Genomic DNA, 18,589 nt, shown 5'->3' on the forward strand with positions numbered 1-18,589 from the left:
GGGGTGAGGGGCCGTCCACGCCGGCGGCCACGGTTGGGGAGGGACGATGAGGCTGCCGCGCTCCGGCGCCGGCTGGACGATCGCGGTCTTCGGGCTTCTGGCGCTGCTGCTCGGCGCGCTGGGGCTGATCTGGCCGGAGGCGCAGCTCCGCCTGCTCGGCTTCGAGGTGCCCGCCGAGCGCGCCCCGGGCGACTACACCGGCACGTTCCTCACGGCGTCCTCGATGGCCTCGTTCAACATGGGGGTCTACTACCTGCTGGCGGTGGCCACCGAGTGGCGGCCGTTCTACCGCTTCACCGTCTGGTTCCGGCTGGTCACGTTCACCGTCTTCAGCATCGCGGTGCTGTCCGACGTCGCCCCGGACCGGTTCTTCGGGGTGGCGGCCTGGGAGGGCCTGGGTGCGGTCGCGACCGCCGTCGGCCTGTGGTGGGACGCCCGGCGGGCGGCCGCCGGGCCGGGCGAGCCGGCCGCGGCCGACGACACCGCTCCGGTTCCGGCGACCGACGCGGTGCGCTGAGCGACCGGGACCGTTGGGTATTTTCGAGTCGTGACCGAGACCCCGCCCGGCGCCCTGCGGCTGCCCATCGTGCCCGGTCTGACCGACCTGGAGGTCTTCGCCCGGGGCGGCTACGCCACCGTCTACCGGGCCACCCAGATCTCGGTGGGGCGCGAGGTCGCGGTCAAGGTGGAGAACCGCACGCTGGACAGCGAGCGGGACCAGGCGCGCTTCCTGCGCGAGGCGCGGGCCGCCGGCAAGATGTCCTCCCACCCGCACGTGGTGGACCTCTTCGACGTCGGGGTCACCGTCGACCAGCACCCCTACCTGATCATGGAGCTCTGCGACGGCTCGTACGCGGAGCGGATGCGCCGGTGCCCGTTGGGCGCGGTCGAGGCGCGCGACCTCGGTGTGAAGATCGCCGACGCGCTGGCCCACTCGCACGCGGCCGGGGTGCTGCACCGCGACGTCAAGCCGGCCAACATCCTCTACTCGCACTTCAACTCGGCGGTGCTGGCCGACTTCGGGCTGGCGGTGCTGGCCGAGGTGCGCGACGCCTCGGTCACCCTGGAGGTGCTCACCCCGGCCTACGCGCCGCCGGAGATGTTCAGCCACAGCCCGCCCAGCCCGGCCGTCGACGTCTACGCGCTCTGCGCCACCCTCTACGCGGTGATGCACGGCCGGCCGCCGCGCTGGCAGTCCGAGCGCAACCCGAGCCTGGTCACCGTGCTGGAGATGTTCCAGCAGCCGATCCCCGGCCTGCCCGGGGTGCCCGACGAGCTGATCGACGTGCTGCGGCTGGGCATGGCCAACGACCCGGGTGACCGGCCGTCCGCCGTCGAGCTGCGTGGCATGCTCGCCACGCTCCCGCTGGACCCGGGTGCCACGCCGGTGAGCGGCGCGCCCTATCCGGGGGCTCCGGTGAGCGGCGGCCCGACCACCGGGGGCCATCCGCTGGCCCGCGCCGGCCAGCCGAGCCCGCGCCCGCCGGCCGAGGACGACCATCCGACCGTGCCGACCCGTGGCCGGCGCTGGCCGCGACGCTGGTTCCTCGGCGGGGCGGGGGTGCTCGCGCTCGCCGCCTCGGCCGGGGCGGGCGCCTGGCTGGCCGACGGCGCGCCGGCCGTGGTGTCGCCGACGCCGGTGGCCAGCGAGGCGGTGGAGCCGTCCGGGGCGCGGGTGCCGCCCGGTTGCGCGGCGGGCGACGTCCGCCTCCCGACCGGTGCCCACTGTGCGTCCGAACTGGAGTGTTACGGCCCGGTGCGGCTGCGTCGCGACCGGGCCGAGGCCACGCGGGTGCCCTGCGACGGCCGGCACACGTGGGAGACCTACGCCGAGGGTGACCTGCCGGCCGCGCTGGTCGGTGCGGGCCACGACGCGGTGGTCGCCGACCCGGCCGTCCAGCAGGTGTGCAGCGTGAGCACGTTCCAGCTGGCCAGCGGCGTCCGGCAGGTGACCGGCTGGAACCTCGAGGTGCTGCCGCCGGCCGGCACGGACCGCACCTACCGGTGCCTGGCGGGGCGGGGCGTGGACGCGCTGGCCGTGCCGACGCTCACCGGTCGCTGACCCCGTTCGCCGTCCGCTGCTGCCGCACCGCCCGCGGGTCGAGGGCAGCCAGGGTGTCGGCGTCGCCCGCGTAGCCGCCGCCGGACGCCCGCAGGTCCCGGACCGCCCGCGGGTCGAGCGCCTCCAACGTGTCGGCGTCGCCCGCGTAGCCGCCGCCCGGCGTGCGGAGCTGCCGGACCGCCCGGGGGTCGATCGCCTCCAGGGTGTCGGCGTCCACCCCGTAGGCGGTGGGGGCCGGCCACCCGTCGGTGGGCGCGTCGGCGCGGGGCGGAGCCTGCCGGGCGGCGGTGACCGTCACCCCGGCGATCATGCCGAGCAGGACGCAGACCAGGGCCAGCACGACCGACAGGATGCCCGCCGGGCGCCACACCACCAGCGTCACCAGCGCCGCCACCGCCGCCACCGACGCGACGACGGCCTTGACCCGCGCATCGGGCTTCGGGAACGAACTCACCCGACAAGCATGGCCCAGGGCGTCGCGCTGTCAACCGCCGGACCGGTACGGCTTCCCCCGACGGCGTTCGCGGAGCCGGCCAGCCTCCACTCCGGAGAGCGACGAAAGCGTCGATCAATACAATTTCGTTACATCAATCGGCAATCTGTCGCTTCCGTCCGCGTTTGACGGGCGGCTCCGGTTGGCCGTGATCCCTAAAGTGACGGGTGTCGAGGTCTCCTCGACGGACCCCGTTCCCCACCGGAAGGCAGCCACATGCCACGTGCAATCCGGTCCCTCACCGCAACAGGGATCGCCGGCCTCGTCCTCGCCGGATCGGCGGTCTGGCCCGCCGCGGCCGCGGCCGCGACGCCGCAGCCGCCGGCGTACGACCGGACCAGCGCCGCCGAGGCGCGCCGGGTCGACCGCGTGCCCACGCCGAAGCTCGACTGGTACGCCTGCTACGACTACGCCGAGTGCGCCACGATGCGGCTCCCGCTGGACTACGACAACCCGAAGGGCGCCACCACCGAGGTCGCGCTGCTCCGGGTCAAGGCCCGTGACCAGCAGCACCGGATCGGCAGCCTGTTCCTCAACCCGGGTGGCCCGGGCGGCTCCGGCACCAGCATCGCGCTCGCCGCACCGTACTTCCTCGGCGACGACCTGCTCGACCGGTTCGACATCGTCGGCGTCGACCCGCGCGGGATCGCCGCCAGCGACAACGTCAAGTGCTTCCCGTCGGTGAAGGACCAGACCCGGGCGTACGCCGGGCTGAACGTCGCCTTCCCGTTCACGAAGGCCGAGGAGAAGGCGTACGTCGCGGCGTCGAAGGCGGTCGGCAAGGGCTGCTCGACCACCGGCAAGCCCCTGACCGGCGCGGCGTCCACCGCCGAGGTGGCCCGCGACATGGACGTGCTGCGCCGCGCGGTCGGCGACAAGAAACTCAGCTACCTGGGCTTCAGCTACGGCACGGCGCTGGGGCAGTACTACGCCAACATGTTCCCGGACCGGTTCCGCACCCTGGTGGTCGACGGCGTGCTCAACCCCAACGCCTGGATCGGGCAGGGCAAGGCCCGCAACCAGCTCCAGGAGACCCGGCTGCGCAGCGCCGACGGCGCGTACCGCGCGCTGCACGAGATTCTGGCCCGCTGCGCCAAGGCCGGCGCGGAGAAGTGCGCGCTGGCCTCCGCTGGAGACCCCGCCGACGCCTACGAGACGGTGGCGCAGCGGCTGCGCAAGAAGCCGCTGGTGGTGGACGATCCCGACGCCGGGCAGTTCACCGTCAGCTACGCCGACTTCGTCGGCGCCACCCTCGGCAACCTCTACGACCCGAGCGGCTGGCAGTACATCGTGGACCTCACCGGTGAGCTGCTGGTGCTGACCGACCCGGCCGCTCCCGCCTCCGACCGGGCGGAGGCGCGCACCGCCGTGGCACAGCGCGCCGCCGAGGCCCGCCGGCAGCGGGGCTACGACTTCCCGTACGACAACGGGCTGGAGACGTTCCTGACGGTGGACTGCACCGACGCGTACCACCCGAAGAGCGCGGACGCCTGGCCGGCGCTGTCGGCCAGCGAGGACAAGCGGGCGCCGTACTTCGGCCGGGCCTGGGCCTGGGGCACCGCGCCCTGCGCCCGCAACACCTGGACGGTGCGGGACGAGGACGCCTTCACCGGCCCGTTCAACCGGACCACCGCCGCCCCGGTGCTGGTGGTCGGCAACTACTGGGACCCGGCGACCAACTACCAGGGCGCGGTCAGCTCGGCCAGGCTGCTGCCGAACAGCCGGCTGCTGAGCAGCGACAGCTGGGGGCACACCGCCTATGGCACCTCGGCGTGCGTGACCGGCGCGGTCGACGCGTACCTGCTCCAGGGGACGCTGCCCGCCAGGGGCACGCTCTGCACCGGTGACGCGCAGCCGTTCCAGGACGAGCCGGCGGCCACCCGGGCGAAGGCCTCGAAGAGCGACCTGGCCCGGGCCGGTGCGCCCGGTCGGGGCGAGCCGAAGCGGCTGCCGCCGGTGGTGGCGCCGCTGCCGGCGGTCGGCACGCTGACCGTTCGCTGACGGACCCCCGGGGTGCGGCGGGTGATCGGGCACCCGCCGTACCCCGGGCCGCGGCCAGAGATGGTGGCCCGGCGCCCTGACGAGGGGTGCCGGGCAACGGCACCCGGCGCGCTCAGTAGGACTTGTCCTGGCCGAGCACGTGCTGGGCGACGAAGTTGAGGATCATCTCGCGGCTGACCGGGGCGATCCGGCCGGCCCGGACCGCGCCCAGCAGGGTCGCCACGCCGTACTCCGTGGTCATGCCGGCGCCGCCGAGCGCCTGGACGGCGGTGTCCACGGCGAGGGCCGCGGCCTCGCCGGCCGCGTACTTGGCCATGTTGCCGGCGACGCCGGCCTCCAGGTCGCGGCCGGCGTCGTAGAGGGTGGCCGCCTTGTGGATCATCAGGCGGGCCAGTTCCACCTGCACGGCTGCGTGGGCGAGCGGGTGGGCGACCCCCTGGTGCGAGCCGATGCTCTTCCCGCCCCACACCGTCCGCTTGGCGGTGTACTCGCTGGCCCGCTCGATGGCGTACCGGCCGGTGCCGGCGCCCATCGCGGCGACCGTGATCCGTTCGGGGTTGAGGCCGGAGAAGAGCGCGGGCAGCCCGGCGTCCAGGGATTCGCCGACCAGCGCGTCGCCGGGCAGCCGGACGTCGTCCAGGTAGAGCAGGAACTGGTTCTCCGGGGAGAGGATCTCCATGTCCAGCTTGGAGCGTTCCAGCCCGGGGGCGTCGGTCGGCACGATGAACAGCGCCGGCTTGAGCTTCTGTGGAGCGGCATCCCCTGAGCCGGCACTGCCGTCTCCGACGGCGACCCGGGCCACCACCAGCACGTGCCCGGCCTCGTCGACACCGGAGATGTAGCACTTGCGGCCGGTGAGCAGCCAGTCGTCGCCGTCGCGGCGGGCCACCGTGCCGAGCCGGTGGAAGTTCGACCCGGCCTCCGGCTCGGTGATCGCGAAGACGATCTTCTGTGAGCCGTCGGCGAGGCCGGGCAGGTGGCGCTTGCGCTGCTCGTCGGTGCCGTGCCTGGCGATGACGGTGGCCGCGATGGCGGGCGAGACCACGAGCAGCAGCAGCGGGCAGCCCGCCGCGGCCAGTTCCTCGCAGACGATGGCCAGCTCGGTGATGCCGCCGCCCCCGCCGCCGTACTCGGTGGGGATGTTGACGCCCAGGTAGCCGAGCCGCCCGGCCTCCTGCCAGAGCTCGGTGGTGTGCGTGCCGGCCCGGGCCTTCTCGACGAAGTAGCCGTGGCCGTACTTCCGCCCGAGCGCCCGGACGGCGTCGCGGAGCTGGTCCTGCTCGGGGGTGAGGTCGAAGTTCATCGCGGGTCCTCCTCGGAGTTGACCACGGCCAGCACGGCCCCGGTGTCGACCTGGCCGCCGGCCGACACGGGCAGTTCCGCCACCACGCCGTCGGTCGGCGCGAGCACGGGGTGTTCGAGCTTCATCGCTTCGAGGGTCAGCAGCAGGTCGCCGGCGTTCACCCGCTGGCCGACCTCCACGTGCACCCGGGTCACCGCCCCGGGCAGCGGCGCGAGCAGCGACCCGGCCGCCAGCTCGGCGGTGGGCAGGGGAAAGCGGGGCAGCTCGGTGAGGCTCGCCGCCCCGTCCGGGCCGTCCACGAAGACCTCCGACCCCACCCGGTGTACACGGAACGCCCGCCGCACCCCGTCGACGTCGAGCACGACGCGGTCGGGGGCGGCCTCGACCACCGTCACGGCCGGGAAGGCGTCGCCGCCGGACGTGGTGTCGCCGCCCGCCGCCGACCCGTCCGGGCCGGTCGATGCCGGGGCCGGCGAGACCGACCAGTCGGCGAGCGCACCCGTGCGGTCGAGCCGGTACCGGACCTCGACCTCGCCGCCGTCCGCCCCGGTGAATCGGGTGACCTGCGGAAACGCCGGCACGTTGCGCCAGCCCGACGGCAGCCCGCCCAGCAGGGGCGCGGACACCCGGCGCCCGGCGGCGCCCGCCAGCGCGGCGGCGAGGGCGGCCACGGGAAGCTGGTCGGCGGGAAGCAGCGGGGCGAAGACCTCGGGGTGCCGGTCCAGGAAGCCGGTGTCGATGTCGACGGCGCCGAACTCGGGGCTGCGCAGCACCCGGACCAGCAGGTCCCGGTTGGTGGCGACGCCGTGCAGCTCGGCCCGGGCCAGCGCGCCGGCGAGGGCGCGGACCGCCTCGGCCCGGGTGGGCGCCCAGGCGACCAGCTTGGCCAGCATCGAGTCGTAGTGGACGCCGACCGCGGAGCCGTCGGTCACGCCGGAGTCGAGTCGCAGGCCCTTCGTCCGGGTGAACTCGCCGGCCACCCCCGGGATCGCGAACCGGTGCAGCGTGCCGGTGGCCGGGCGGAAACCCTGGGCCGGGTCCTCGGCGCAGAGCCGCACCTCGACGGCGTGGCCGTCGGCCGGCGGGGTGGCCTTCAGCGGCAGCGGCTCGCCCTCGGCGACGAGCAGTTGCAGCCGGACGAGATCCAGCCCGGTGGTCAGCTCGGTGACCGGGTGCTCCACCTGGAGGCGGGTGTTCATCTCCAGGAAGTGGACCTGCCCGTCGGGGGCGAGGAGGAACTCCACGGTGCCCGCGCCCACGTAGTCGACCGCCCGCCCGGCGGCCACCGCCGCCTCGTGCAGCCGCTCCCGCACCCCCGGGGGCAGGACGCCCGGCGCCTCCTCGACGATCTTCTGGTGCCGGCGCTGGATCGAGCAGTCGCGCGCCCCGAGGGCCACCACCGTGCCGTGGCTGTCGCCGAAGATCTGTACCTCGACGTGCCGGCCGCGTTCGACGTACCGCTCGATGAAGACCGTGCCGTCGCCGAACGCGGCGGCCGCCTCGCGGCGCGCGCCCGCGACGGCCTCGGCGAGCCCGGCGGCGTCGCGGACCACCCGCATGCCCCGGCCGCCGCCGCCCGCGGCGGCCTTCACCAGCACCGGGAAGCCGGTCACCTGGCCGGCCTCGGTCCAGGTGGGCAGCATCGGCACGCCCGCGTCGGCGAGCAGCGCCTTGGCCGCCATCTTGTCGCCCATCGCGGCGATCGCCTTGGCCGGCGGGCCGACCCAGGTCAGCCCCGCGTCGGTGACCGCGGCCGCGAACTCGGCGTTCTCGGCCAGGAACCCGTAACCCGGGTGGACCGCGTCCGCGCCGGCCCGGCGGGCCGCGTCCAGGACCAGGTCGATCCGCAGGTACGTCTCGGCCGGCGTGTTGCCGGGCAGCCGGACGGCCTGGTCGGCCTCGGTCACGAAGGGCGCGCCGGCGTCCGCGTCGGAGTGCACGGCGACCGTCTCCACGCCGAGCGCGCGGCAGGTGGCGAAGACCCGGCGGGCGATCTCACCCCGGTTGGCCACGAGCAGTCTCGTAATCATCGGCGCTGCGCCTTTCTTCCGTTCGCGACTGCGGGACTCCGCTTCGCTGCGTTCCTCGCGCTCACCGGTCACATCCGGAAGACGCCGAAGCCGTCGGCGCCCTTCACCGGTCCGTTGTGGATCGCCGACAGGCAGAGCCCGAGGACGGTACGGGTGTCCCGGGGGTCGATCACCCCGTCGTCGTAGAGCCGGCCGGAGAGGAAGAGCGCCCCGGACTGGGACTCGATCTGCTGCTCGACCATCATCCGCATGGCGGCGTCGGACTCCTCGTCGTAGTCGCGACCCCGGGCGGCGGCGGCCTGCCGGGCGACGATGGAGAGCACCCCGGCGAGCTGCGCCGGCCCCATGACGGCCGACTTCGCGTTCGGCCAGGTGAACAGGAACCGCGGCTCGTACGCCCGGCCGCACATGCCGTAGTTGCCGGCCCCGTAGGAGGCGCCCAGGTTGACGGTCAGGTGCGGGACCGTCGAGTTCGACACCGCGTTGATCATCAGGGCGCCGTGCTTGATGATGCCGCGCTGCTCGTACTCGGTGCCGACCATGTAGCCGGTGGTGTTCTGGAGGAAGACCAGCGGGGTGTCGGCGGCGTTGGCGAGCTGGATGAACTGGGCGGCCTTCTGCGCCTCCTCGCTGAACAGCACGCCCCGGGCGTTGGCCAGCACGCCCACCGGGTACCCGTGCAGCTCGCCCCAGCCGGTGACCAGGGCGGTGCCGTAGGCGGGCTTGAACTCGTCGAACTCGCTGCCGTCCAGGACCCGCGCCAGCACGTCGCGCGGGTCGAACGGCACCTTGAGGTCGGCGCTGGCGATGCCGAGCAGCTCGTCGGGGTCGTACTTGGGTGGCGAGGGGAACGGGTTGCGCGGCGCGGGACCCTGCTTGCGCCAGTTGAGCCGGCGTACGCACTGCCGGGCCAGCCGGATGCCGTCCCGCTCGTCCTCGGCCAGGAAGTCGGCCAGGCCGGACGTCGCCGAGTGCATGACCGCCCCGCCCAGCGACTCGTCGTCGGTGACCTCGCCGGTGGCCATCTTCACCAGCGGCGGCCCGGCCAGGTAGACCTGCGACCGGTCCCGGATCATGATCGTGTAGTCCGACATGCCCGGCACGTACGCGCCACCCGCGGTGGCGTTGCCGAACACCACGCTGACCGTGGGGATCTTCGCCGCGGAGAGCCGGGTCAGGTCGCGGAACACCCGGCCGCCCGGGATGAAGATCTCGGCCTGGGTGGGCAGGTCCGCACCGGCGCTCTCCACCAGGTTGACCATGGGCAGCCGGTTGGCCAGGGCGATCTCGCCGGCCCGGCGGGTCTTGGCGAGCGCCCAGGGGTTCACGGCGCCGCCGCGTACCGTCGGGTCGTTGGCGACGACCAGGCACTCCACGCCCTCGACCACCCCGATGCCGGTGACCGTGCTGGCCCCGACCGGGAAGTCGGTGCCGTACGCGGCCACCGGCGACAGCTCCAGGAACGGGCTGTCCTGGTCCAGCAGCAGCTCGATCCGCTCCCGGGGGAGGAGCTTGCCCCGCCTGTGGTGGCGGGTCACGTACTTCTCGCCGCCACCGGCCCGGGCCTGGTCGAGCGCGGCCTCCAGCTCGGCGAGGCGGTCCAGCAGCGCCTCCCGGTTGGCCCGGTGGGCCGGCGAGGACGGGTCGAGCCCGCTGTCGAGTGTGGTCATCAAAGGCCCATGCCCTTCGCGATGATCTCGTTCATGATCTCCGTCGTGCCGCCGCCGATGCCCAGGATCCGGGCGTCGCGGTAGTGCCGTTCCACCTCGGCGTCGCGCAGGTAGCCGAAGCCCCCGTGCAGTTGCAGCGCCGCGTCGACGACGGCGTCGCAGGCGGCCACGGCGACGTTCTTCGCCATCGCCACCTCGGTCACCACGGGCTGGCCGGCGACCACCCGCTCGGCCACGTCGTGCACGTACGCCCGGGCCGCCTCGGCGCGGGTGTGCATCTCGGCGAGCCGGTGCCGGACGAGCTGCCGGCTGGCCAGCGGGCGGCCGAAGGTGGACCGGTCCCGGCACCAGCGGGTGGCCAGCTCCACGCAGCGCTGCGCGGTGGCGTAGGCCTGGGTGGCCAGGGACAGCCGCTCGGTGGCGAACTGCTGCATGATCGCCAGGAAGCCGGTGTCCTCCGGGCCGACCCGGTTCGTCACCGGCACCCGGACGTCGACGAAGGAGAGTTCGGCGGTGTCCGAGCAGTGCCAGCCCAGCTTCTCCAGCCGCCGGCCGACGGTGAACCCGGGCAGGCCCTTCTCGATCACGAGCAGGCTCAGCGAGCCGGAGCCGGGGAAATCGGTGCAGACGGCCGTGGTCACGAAGTCGGACCGCGCGCCGCTGGTGATGTACGTCTTCGATCCGTTCACCACGTAGTGGTCGCCGTCCCGCCGCGCGCAGGTGCGGATGCCCGCCACGTCGGAGCCGCCGTCCGGCTCGGTGATCGCCAGCGCGCCGATCATCGTGCCGGCCAGCGTGGGCCGCACGTATCGCTCGATGAGGCCGTCGTCGTGCGACGCGACCATGTGCGGCAGCGCGATGCCGTGGGTGAAGAGCGCGGCGATCAGCCCGGACGAGCCGCCCGAGCGGATGATCTCCTCGGTGACCAGGAGCGAGTCGAGCAGGTCGCCGCCGCTGCCGCCGACCGACTCGGGGAAGCCGATGCCGAGCAGCCCGATCTTCGCGGCGGTCTCGTGCAGGGAGCGGGGCACCTCGCCGGCCCGCTCCCAGTCGTCCAGGTGGGGCAGGACCTCCTTCGTCACGAAGGCCCGGGTCAACTCGCGGAGCTGCCGCCGCTCGGGAGTGTCCACCATGGTCACGACGGCACCCCCGGGGTGAGGTCGGCGGGCAGGTCGACGAGCCGGGAGCGGAGCAGCTCGCCGAGCGCCTTGGCCTGCGGGTCGAAGCGGGTGGAGGCGGCCACCCCCTGGCCCAGCAGCCCCCGGATCACGAAGTTGACGGCGCGCAGGTTCGGCAGCTCGTACCGCTCGACGGTCAGCGGGGCGGTCTCCGGCAGCAGCTCGGCCAGCCGCGCCACGGTCAACCAGCCGCGCAGCCAGGCCCAGCCGGCGTCCGACCGGGCCCAGACGCCGAGGTTGGCGTCCCCACCCTTGTCTCCCGACCGCGCACCGACCAGCTCGCCCAGCGGCGCCCGGCGGGTCGGCCCGGTGTGGCCGGGCCGCCCGCCCGGGGTCTGCTCGCCCACGGAAGGTGCCGCCGTCCGCGCCGGCGGAGCGATCGGCACCCGGACGCCGTCCGGCAGCACGGCCACGTGCGCCACCGCGTCCTGGGGCACGGCCTCGGCGGTGAACACCCCGTACGGGGTGGCGTCGCCGGGCAGCGTGGTCAGGGTGCAGCCCGGATAGGAGGCCAGCGCCAGCTCCACCGCGGCCGCCGAGAAGGCCCGCCCGGCCCGCGCCTTATCACCGTCCCGCAGGTGTACGTGCAACAGCGCGCTCGCCGCCTCGGTGTCGGTGGCGTCCGGGTGGTCGGTCCGGGCGAGCGTGAACTCCAGCCCCTCCTTGCCGACCGCCTCCTCCAGCTGACCCCGGACCAGGGCCGCCTTGGCCGGGATGTCCAGCCCGCAGAGCACGAACGTCATCGAGTTGCGGAAGCCGCCCAGGTTGTTGACGCCCACCTTGAGGGTGTCCGGCGGGGGTGTGCCGCGGACCCCGGAGACCCGCACCCGGTCCGGCCCCTCCTGCGCCAGTTCCACAGTGTCCAGGCGGGTCACCACGTCCGGCCCCAGGTAGGCCGGCCCGCCCACCTCGTACAGCAGTTGGGCCGTGACCGTCTCGACGGTGACCGCACCGCCCGTGCCGGGGTGCTTGGTGAGCACCGACGAGCCGTCGGCGTGGATCTCGGCGAGGGGGAAGCCGGGCCGGTGCCCGCCGTCGGGCAGCTCGGTGAAGAAGCTGAAGTTCCCGCCCGTGACCTGCGCCCCGCACTCGATGAGGTGCCCGGCGACGGTGGCCCCGGCCAGCTCGTCAAGGTCGTCCCGGGTCCAGCCGAAGCGGGCGATGGCCGGGCCGACCGCCAGCGAGGCGTCACTCACCCGCCCGGTGACCACCACGTCGGCCCCGGCGTCGAGGCAGGCCGCGATCCCGAACGCCCCCAGGTACGCGTTCGCGGTCAGCGCGTCCGGCCGGGCCAGGGCGTCGCCCTCGACGTACCCGGTCCGGACGGTGAGGCCGAGCCGGTCGGCGAGCGCGCCGATCGCGGCGGCCAGCCCCGCCGGGTTGAGCCCGCCGGCGTTGGTGACCAGCCGGACCCCGCGCTCCAGCGCGGTGCCGAGGGTGCCCTCCAGCTGGCGCAGGAACGTCTTCGCGTAGCCAAGCGAGGGGTCGCGCATCCGGTCCCGGCCGAGGATCAGCATGGTCAGCTCGGCCATGTAGTCGCCGGTGAGCACGTCCAGCTCGCCGCCGTCGAGCATCTCCCGCCAGGCGGTGAGGCGGTCGCCGTAGAAGCCGGAGGCGTTGCCGACCCGCAGCACGGTCACCGGGCCACCTCGCTGCCCGCCGCCTCCCGCTTGCCGCCGGGCGGCCCCGCGAACGCCTGGGCCACGTCCAGCCATTCGTCGGCGACCGGCCCGGTGGCCTCCAGCGCCAGATCCGCGCGGTGCCGCCGCTGGGTGACCAGCAGGCAGAAGTCGAGCGCCGCGCCGGTGACCCGGTCGGCCGCGTCCGCCGGCCCGAAGGCCCAGGTGTCACCGTCGGTGGCGGCAAGCTCGACGCGGACCGGCGCCGTCGGCACCGCGCGGCCGTGGGCCGCGAAGCTGTGCCCGAGGGTACGGAAGCCCAGGTGCGCCACGTGCCGGAGCCGGGCCGTCGGAGCACGTCGGACGCCCAGCGCGTCGGCCACGTCCTCGCCGTGCGCCCAGGTCTCCATGAGCCGGGCGGTCGCCATCGAGGTGGGCGACATCCGGGTGCCGTACCAGGGCAGCTTCTCCCCGGCCGGGACGGCGGCCAGCGCCGTCGCGAGCGCGGCCCGGCCCGCCCGCCAGCGCGCCAGCAGCGCGGCGGCCGGGGCGAGGAACGACGCGGCGCCGTCGTCGACCAGCCGGGACGGGTCCGGGGCGGAGGTGACCGAGGCGAAGAACGCCGCCGCGTCGGTCGCCGCGAGGTGGGCGACGTGGTCGGTCCAGGCCAGGTGGGCGATCTGGTGGGCGATGCTCCACCCGGGCGCCGGGGTCGGCCGCTCCCAGGCTTCCGGCGGCAGCGGCGCGACGAGGGCGTCGAGCTGCTCGGACTCGGCGGCCAGGTCCGCGAGCAGGGCTGTCAGGTCGACCATGGTGCCTCCGGGGGATCAATGCGGCCGTGCGCTCCCGGGCGTCGGCGCTCCGGCGTCGGGGGTGAGCAGGGCGGCGAGCTGGCGCTTCCAGGTGTGCAGCAGGGCGGCGCGGCGGGTCGAGTCGTCGCTGAGCAGGTTGGCCACGCCGAGGCCGCGGAGCAGGTCGAGGGTGGCCTGCACCGCCTCGCGGACGCCGGGTCGCCGCTCGTCCACGCCGAGCAGCTCGACGGTCAGCCGGTGCATCTCCCGGCCGACCCGGGCTTCGAGGGGGACCAGGGCGTCGCGCAGCTCGGCGTCGGTGCGGGCGGCCACCCACAGTTCCAGCGCCGCGACGAAGAGCGGCCCGGTGAAGGCGGCGGCGAGCAGGTCGACCACCCCGTCGAGGCGCCGCGGGCCGGCCGGCAGCGCCGCGGCCTCGGTGCGCAGCTCCACGGCCCGGCGCTCGGTGAGGTGGGTGACGGCGGCCGTCACCAGGGCCGCCCTGGTCGGGTAGTGGTGCAGCTGGGCGCCCCGGGAGACGCCCGCCCGGGCCGCCACCACGGTCGTCGTCGTGCCGGACCAGCCGTGCTCCACCAGGCACTCGACGGTCGCCTCCAGCAGCCGGGCCTGGGTGGCGCGGCTGCGCTCCTGTTGAGGGACGCGGGTCGATGCGGTGGGCACGGGGACAGCGTGCCGCCCTCGAAACAAACAGTCAAGCCTGACTTTTTCTGGGTCGTGACCGAGCGGTGTATACAATCCATGCGTGTAGATCTAGCTGTCCGTCGATGGCTGGACTAACGTGCGCCTCACCAGATCAAGGAGGCGTGCCGTGACTCAACCTCCCGACCCATCCGAGGCAGCCGTCCAGGTCGAACGGTTCGGCTACCGGCAGGAACTCAACCGGACCCTCAGCTTCAGCGACCTGCTCATCTACGGCCTGATCTTCATGGTGCCGATCGCGCCCTTCGGCATCTTCGGCAGCGTGTACTCCGGGTCCGGCGGCATGGTCGCGCTGGCCTACCTCATCGGCATGGTGGCGATGATGTTCACCGCCTCGTCGTACGCGCAGATGGTCCGCGCGTTTCCCATGGCCGGCTCCGTCTACAGCTACACCGGCCGCGGCATCGCACCGCCCGTCGGCTTCCTCGCCGGCTGGGTGATCCTGCTCGACTACGTCCTCGTGCCCGGCCTGCTCTACCTGGTGGCCAGCGTGGCCATGCACTCCCTCGTGCCCGGCGTGCCGGTGTGGGCATGGCTGGCCGCCTTCGTCGTGCTCAACACCGTCGTCAACTACTTCGGCATCCAGCTGACGGCCCGGGTCAACCGGGTGATGCTCGCCGCCGAGCTGGTCATCCTCGCGATCTTCCTGGTCGTCGGCGTGGTGGCGCTGGCGCAGGGCAAGGGTGCCGGCTTCTCGCTCCGGCCGCTGTTCGACGCGGACACCTTCTCCTGGCCGCTGGTCTTCGGCGCGGTGTCGATCGCCGTGCTCTCCTTCCTCGGCTTCGACGGGATCTCCATGCTGGCCGAGGAGAGCCGCGAGGAGGCCCGGCAGATCGGCCGGGCCATGATCGCGGCGCTGCTGCTGGCGGGTGCCCTGTTCGTCGTACAGACGTGGGTCGCGGCCCTGCTGGTGCCCGACGCGCCCGGCCTGCTCGACAACGGCGACCCCGAGGGAACCGCGTTCTACGACGCGGCCCGCGCGGCCGGCGGGGGCTGGCTGGCCGGGCTCACCGCCCTGGCCACCGCGATCGCCTGGGGCTTCGCCAACTCCCTGGTCGCGCAGGCCGCGACCTCCCGCCTGCTGTACGCGATGGCCCGCGACCGGCAGATGCCGCGCTTCCTCGCCCGGATCAACCCGAAACACAAGGTGCCGGCCAACGCCACCCTGCTGGTCGCCGCCATCTCCCTGGCGCTCGGCCTCTACATGGCCAGCCGGGACGACGGCATCTCGCTGCTGTCCACACTTGTCAACTTCGGCGCCATGACGGCGTTCCTGGCGCTGCACGTCTCGGTGGTGACCCACTACGTCGTGCGCAACGGCAGCCGGGACTGGTTGCGGCACCTCGTGGTGCCGGTGATCGGGTTCCTGATCCTGCTCTACGTCGTCATCAACGCCAAGGTCGCCGCCCAGGTGCTCGGCTTCGTCTGGTTGGGCGTCGGGCTGCTGGTCCTGCTGGCCTTCTACCTGACGGGCCGGCGTCCCGAGCTGGCCGCGCTCGTCGACGTCGCCCACGACAACACCGACGAGCCGGTGAAGGAGCCGCAGTGAACACCGACGTGGTGAAGTACCGGCCGGAGCCGGACGAGCTCTCCTACACCTTCGGCGGGCGCGAGGCGGTGCTCCGGGTGCGCCCGGGCACGATCCTCGAGCTGTACACCGAGGACTGCTTCGGCGGCCGAGTCCGCGGCACCGACGACCTGCCGTCGCAGGTCTGCCAGTTCCCGTACCTCAACCCGGTGACCGGGCCGATCCACATCGAGGGGGCCGAGCCCGGCGACACCCTCGCCGTGCACTTCATCGCCATCGAGCCGGCCCGGGACTGGGCGGTGTCCACCACCTTTCCGCACTTCGGCGCGCTCACCAGCACCCACACCACGGCGACCCTGCAACCCCCGCTCGACGAGGTGGTCTGGCGGTACGACGTCGACGTGGCCGCCGGCACGGCGACGTACCGGGCCCGCCGGGGCGACTACACCGTGGCGCTGCCGCTGGACCCGATGCACGGCACCGCCGGGGTGGCACCCGCCGCCTTCGAGGCCCGGATGACGATCACCCCGGACGCGCACGGCGGCAACATGGACACCCCGGAGCTGCGAGCCGGTGTCACCGCGTACTTCGGCGTGAACGTGCCGGGAGCGCTCTTCGCCCTCGGGGACGGGCACTGCCGGCAGGGCCACGGCGAGGTCTGCGGCACCGGCATCGAGGCGGCCATGAACACCACGGTCGTCGTGGACGTCGTCAAGGGGGTCGGCACCCCGTGGCCGCGGCTGGAGTCGGACGACGCGCTCCTGTCCACCGGCTCGGCGCGCCCGCTGGAGGACGCCTACCGGATCAGCCAGCACGACCTGGTCACCTGGACCGCCGAGCTGGTGGGGCTGGACCAGCTCGACGCGTACCAGCTGGTCAGCCAGGCCGGTGAGGCGCCGGTCGGCAACGTGTGCGACACGAACTACACGATGGTGGCGAAGGTCGACAAGCGCTACCTGGGTGGGGTCGGCGCGTACGACGGGGTGCACGCCCGGCTGCGCGAGACGGCCCGCCACTACCTGACCCACCGCTGACCTTCCGGGGCCGGCCGGGTCCGCACCCGGCCGGTTCCGCCGCCGTCGAAATGTATTCACAAACCTCGTGCTGTCGCGCGGCCGTCGCGCGGGCCGAAGACGGCGAGGGCGTCCGCATCCGAGTGGCGGGAGCGCAGGTACTCGTCGGCCCAGGCCGCGGCGTCCGGGAAGCCCGACTCGGCGGCCACCCGGGCGCAGGCGGCGTCCACGTCGAAGCCGGTCCGGCGCAGCTGCACGCCCGGCCCGAGCAGCGCCCACCAGGCACCCGCGCCCCCGTACGGCATGCCGATGCTGCCCGGGTTGACCACGAGGCGGCGGTCGACCAGCCGGGTGAACGGCATGTGGGTGTGGCCGCAGACCACCGTGCCCACCACGGCCGGCAGCCCGGCGAAGACCTCGGCCCAGCGTTCCAGCCGGGAGTCGACCAGCACCACCTCCTCGTCGTCCCGGGGCGTGGCGTGGCAGAAGAGCACGTCGCCCAGGCCGGCGACCGGCAGCGTGACGGTCGGCGGGAGCGCGGCGAGCCGGGCCACCTGGTCGTCGCGGAGCTGGGTGGCGGCCCACTCGGACACCTCGATCCCGGCCGGCCGCCCGGCCCGCGCCTCGACCAGTTCGCGGTCGGCGTTGCCGCCGACCCAGCAGGCCCGGTCGCCGAGTGAGGCGAGCAGGTCGAGCACCTCGACCGGCTGCGGGCCGGCCGCGATGTCCCCGGTGAGCACGATCAGGTCGGCGGCGGCCACGTCCGGCTCCGCCAGGACGGCCTCCAGCGCCGGCAGCACGCCGTGGATGTCGGAGAGAACAGCTACCCGCTCGATCATCGGCCCAGCCTCCGCCGTGGCGGGCCGACCGGTCCAGGAATTCTGCGGCCGGCAGAGACGGAACCGGCGCGGATCGCGGACCCGCCGCGCCGGGCAGCCGGAACCGGTCCGGATCGCGGACCCACCGCGCCGGGAAGACGGAACCGGCCCGGGCCCGCGGAGGCGGGCACGGGCCGGGACGCCGGCGGAGGTGTCAGACCCGCGCGCGGCGGGCCAGGCGCTCCGGGTCGAGGATAATAATGCTCTTGCCGTCGAGCCGCAGCCAGCCGCGCGAGGCGAAGTCGGCCAGGGCCTTGTTGACGGTCTCCCGGGAGGCGCCGACGAGCTGGGCGATCTCCTCCTGGGTCAGGTCGTGGGTCACCCGCAGCACGCCGCCGTCGCGGGTGCCGAACCGGCCGGCCATCTGGAGCAGGTTCTTGGCGACCCGCCCGGGCACGTCGGTGAAGATCAGGTCGGCCAGCGAGTCGTTGGTCCGGCGCAGCCGGCGGGCCAGCACCCGCAGCAGCTGCTCGGCGATCTCGGGCCGGTTGTTCAGCCAGGGCCGCAGGGCCTGCTTGCGCAGCCGGACCAGCCGGGTGTCGGTGACCGCCGTGGCCGTCGCCGTACGCGGGCCGGGGTCGAAGAGCGACAGCTCACCGACCATGTCCGACGGGCCCATCACGGCGATCAGGTTCTGCCGGCCGTCCGCCGCGCGGCGACCCACCTTGATCTTGCCGGACAGGAGGATGTAGAGACTGTCGCCGGGCTCGCCCTCGTTGAAGACGACCTCGCCCTTGCGGACCTCGATCGTCTCCATCTCCTTGGCGAGCGCCTCGGCAGCCTCCGGGTCGACACCCTGGAAGATCCCGCTGCGGGCCAGTACCTCATCCATCGCGCACCTCCGCTTGCGCGTGCCGTCCGTCGGCCGGGTCCGCCGTCCGCTGATCCCTCGCGCGCCGCCAGTCTAGGCGCACATGAGCGCGAATCAGAGGTGCACCCCTGGAATCTTGATCGTTGGGCGTAACCTGCCCGACCCGGTCAACGATTAGGATCCCGCCTCCGTGCGGGTGGGCGCCACCCGCCCCCACCTGTGATCGTAGGGTGACCGACGTGCTGAGCGAGCCGTTCCTGACCAGCCGGCCCGAGGACGGGTCGGACATCCCGCTGCTGGTCTGGCGGGCCGAGGCGCCGCTGCTGGCGGTCGGCTCCGCCCCGCTGGGCGGGGGGATCGGCGTGCGCGGGTGGGTGGTCAACGCGACCGTGCCCATGTCGTACGACCGGGAGGACCCGGCCGCGCACCTGGCCGAGCTGGCCGACGGGCTCGGCCTGGCCGGGCCCGGCGTCGGGCTGCTGACCGGCGTCG

16 protein-coding genes are annotated in these 18,589 nt (G+C 74.0%); 6 read left to right on the top strand and 10 right to left on the bottom strand.

Annotated features, from left to right (window positions below):
- The first annotated feature begins 46 nt into the window (after nucleotides 1–46).
- Together F8274_RS21915 and F8274_RS21920 are read left to right on the top strand one after the other, a co-directional pair.
- Nucleotides 47–517, top strand: a complete 471-nt coding sequence (locus F8274_RS21915) for a hypothetical protein (protein ID WP_151464249.1) — start codon at nucleotides 47–49, stop codon at nucleotides 515–517.
- Between the two features lie 30 nt (nucleotides 518–547).
- Nucleotides 548–2,062 carry a serine/threonine-protein kinase gene (locus tag F8274_RS21920; protein WP_151464250.1) on the top strand — a complete coding sequence of 505 codons (1,515 nt, stop codon included), beginning with the start codon at nucleotides 548–550 and terminating at the stop codon, nucleotides 2,060–2,062.
- Here F8274_RS21920 and F8274_RS21925 read toward each other — a convergent pair.
- Nucleotides 2,049–2,516 carry a hypothetical protein gene (locus tag F8274_RS21925; RefSeq protein ID WP_151464251.1) on the bottom strand — a complete coding sequence of 156 codons (468 nt, stop codon included), beginning with the start codon at nucleotides 2,514–2,516 and terminating at the stop codon, nucleotides 2,049–2,051. The genes F8274_RS21920 and F8274_RS21925 overlap by 14 nt on opposite strands.
- Before the next feature lie 255 nt (nucleotides 2,517–2,771).
- Between F8274_RS21925 and F8274_RS21930 the strand changes: the two genes are divergently transcribed.
- Nucleotides 2,772–4,556 (top strand): alpha/beta hydrolase, encoded by a 1,785-nt coding sequence (locus tag F8274_RS21930; RefSeq protein ID WP_151464252.1) that lies wholly within the window; start codon nucleotides 2,772–2,774, stop codon nucleotides 4,554–4,556.
- A gap of 112 nt (nucleotides 4,557–4,668) precedes the next feature.
- On the opposite strand, the gene F8274_RS21935 is transcribed toward F8274_RS21930, so the two are convergent.
- The 7 genes from F8274_RS21935 to F8274_RS21965 form a co-directional block, all read right to left on the bottom strand.
- Nucleotides 4,669–5,859 carry an acyl-CoA dehydrogenase family protein gene (locus F8274_RS21935; protein ID WP_151464253.1) on the bottom strand — a complete coding sequence of 397 codons (1,191 nt, stop codon included), beginning with the start codon at nucleotides 5,857–5,859 and terminating at the stop codon, nucleotides 4,669–4,671.
- Nucleotides 5,856–7,889 carry a biotin carboxylase N-terminal domain-containing protein gene (locus F8274_RS21940; protein WP_151464254.1) on the bottom strand — a complete coding sequence of 678 codons (2,034 nt, stop codon included), beginning with the start codon at nucleotides 7,887–7,889 and terminating at the stop codon, nucleotides 5,856–5,858. Before F8274_RS21940 ends, F8274_RS21935 begins: the two co-directional genes overlap by 4 nt.
- A gap of 68 nt (nucleotides 7,890–7,957) precedes the next feature.
- Nucleotides 7,958–9,559, bottom strand: a complete 1,602-nt coding sequence (locus F8274_RS21945) for an acyl-CoA carboxylase subunit beta (RefSeq protein ID WP_151464255.1) — start codon at nucleotides 9,557–9,559, stop codon at nucleotides 7,958–7,960.
- Nucleotides 9,559–10,698, bottom strand: a complete 1,140-nt coding sequence (locus tag F8274_RS21950; protein WP_151464256.1) for an acyl-CoA dehydrogenase family protein — start codon at nucleotides 10,696–10,698, stop codon at nucleotides 9,559–9,561. Before F8274_RS21950 ends, F8274_RS21945 begins: the two co-directional genes overlap by 1 nt.
- A complete protein-coding gene (locus tag F8274_RS21955) occupies nucleotides 10,695–12,377 on the bottom strand; it encodes an acyclic terpene utilization AtuA family protein (RefSeq protein ID WP_225853910.1) in 1,683 nt (560 codons plus the stop codon). Before F8274_RS21955 ends, F8274_RS21950 begins: the two co-directional genes overlap by 4 nt.
- Nucleotides 12,374–13,168 (bottom strand): TIGR03084 family metal-binding protein, encoded by a 795-nt coding sequence (locus F8274_RS21960; RefSeq protein ID WP_151464258.1) that lies wholly within the window; start codon nucleotides 13,166–13,168, stop codon nucleotides 12,374–12,376. The genes F8274_RS21955 and F8274_RS21960 overlap by 4 nt, the downstream gene beginning before the upstream one ends.
- Before the next feature lie 15 nt (nucleotides 13,169–13,183).
- Nucleotides 13,184–13,828, bottom strand: a complete 645-nt coding sequence (locus F8274_RS21965; RefSeq protein WP_151464259.1) for a TetR/AcrR family transcriptional regulator — start codon at nucleotides 13,826–13,828, stop codon at nucleotides 13,184–13,186.
- 148 nt (nucleotides 13,829–13,976) lie between these two features.
- Between F8274_RS21965 and F8274_RS21970 the strand changes: the two genes are divergently transcribed.
- Nucleotides 13,977–15,416, top strand: coding sequence for an APC family permease (locus F8274_RS21970; protein WP_151464260.1), 1,440 nt, complete (start codon nucleotides 13,977–13,979; stop codon nucleotides 15,414–15,416).
- Nucleotides 15,413–16,429 carry an acetamidase/formamidase family protein gene (locus F8274_RS21975; RefSeq protein WP_225853911.1) on the top strand — a complete coding sequence of 339 codons (1,017 nt, stop codon included), beginning with the start codon at nucleotides 15,413–15,415 and terminating at the stop codon, nucleotides 16,427–16,429. Before F8274_RS21970 ends, F8274_RS21975 begins: the two co-directional genes overlap by 4 nt.
- A 56-nt stretch (nucleotides 16,430–16,485) precedes the next feature.
- Here the strand turns inward: F8274_RS21975 and F8274_RS21980 are convergent, their stop codons facing one another.
- Nucleotides 16,486–17,247 carry a metallophosphoesterase gene (locus F8274_RS21980; RefSeq protein ID WP_151464261.1) on the bottom strand — a complete coding sequence of 254 codons (762 nt, stop codon included), beginning with the start codon at nucleotides 17,245–17,247 and terminating at the stop codon, nucleotides 16,486–16,488.
- Nucleotides 17,248–17,440: 193 nt separating this feature from the next.
- On the bottom strand, nucleotides 17,441–18,118 hold the full coding sequence (locus F8274_RS21985; RefSeq protein ID WP_007073398.1) for a Crp/Fnr family transcriptional regulator: 678 nt from the start codon (nucleotides 18,116–18,118) through the stop codon (nucleotides 17,441–17,443).
- Nucleotides 18,119–18,336: 218 nt separating this feature from the next.
- Between F8274_RS21985 and F8274_RS21990 the strand changes: the two genes are divergently transcribed.
- Nucleotides 18,337–18,589: adenosylcobinamide amidohydrolase (locus F8274_RS21990; protein ID WP_192579930.1), on the top strand; the 253-nt coding region annotated here is incomplete at its 3' end.

Source organism: Micromonospora sp. AMSO31t (assembly GCF_008868175.1).
Taxonomy (GTDB): domain Bacteria; phylum Actinomycetota; class Actinomycetes; order Mycobacteriales; family Micromonosporaceae; genus Micromonospora.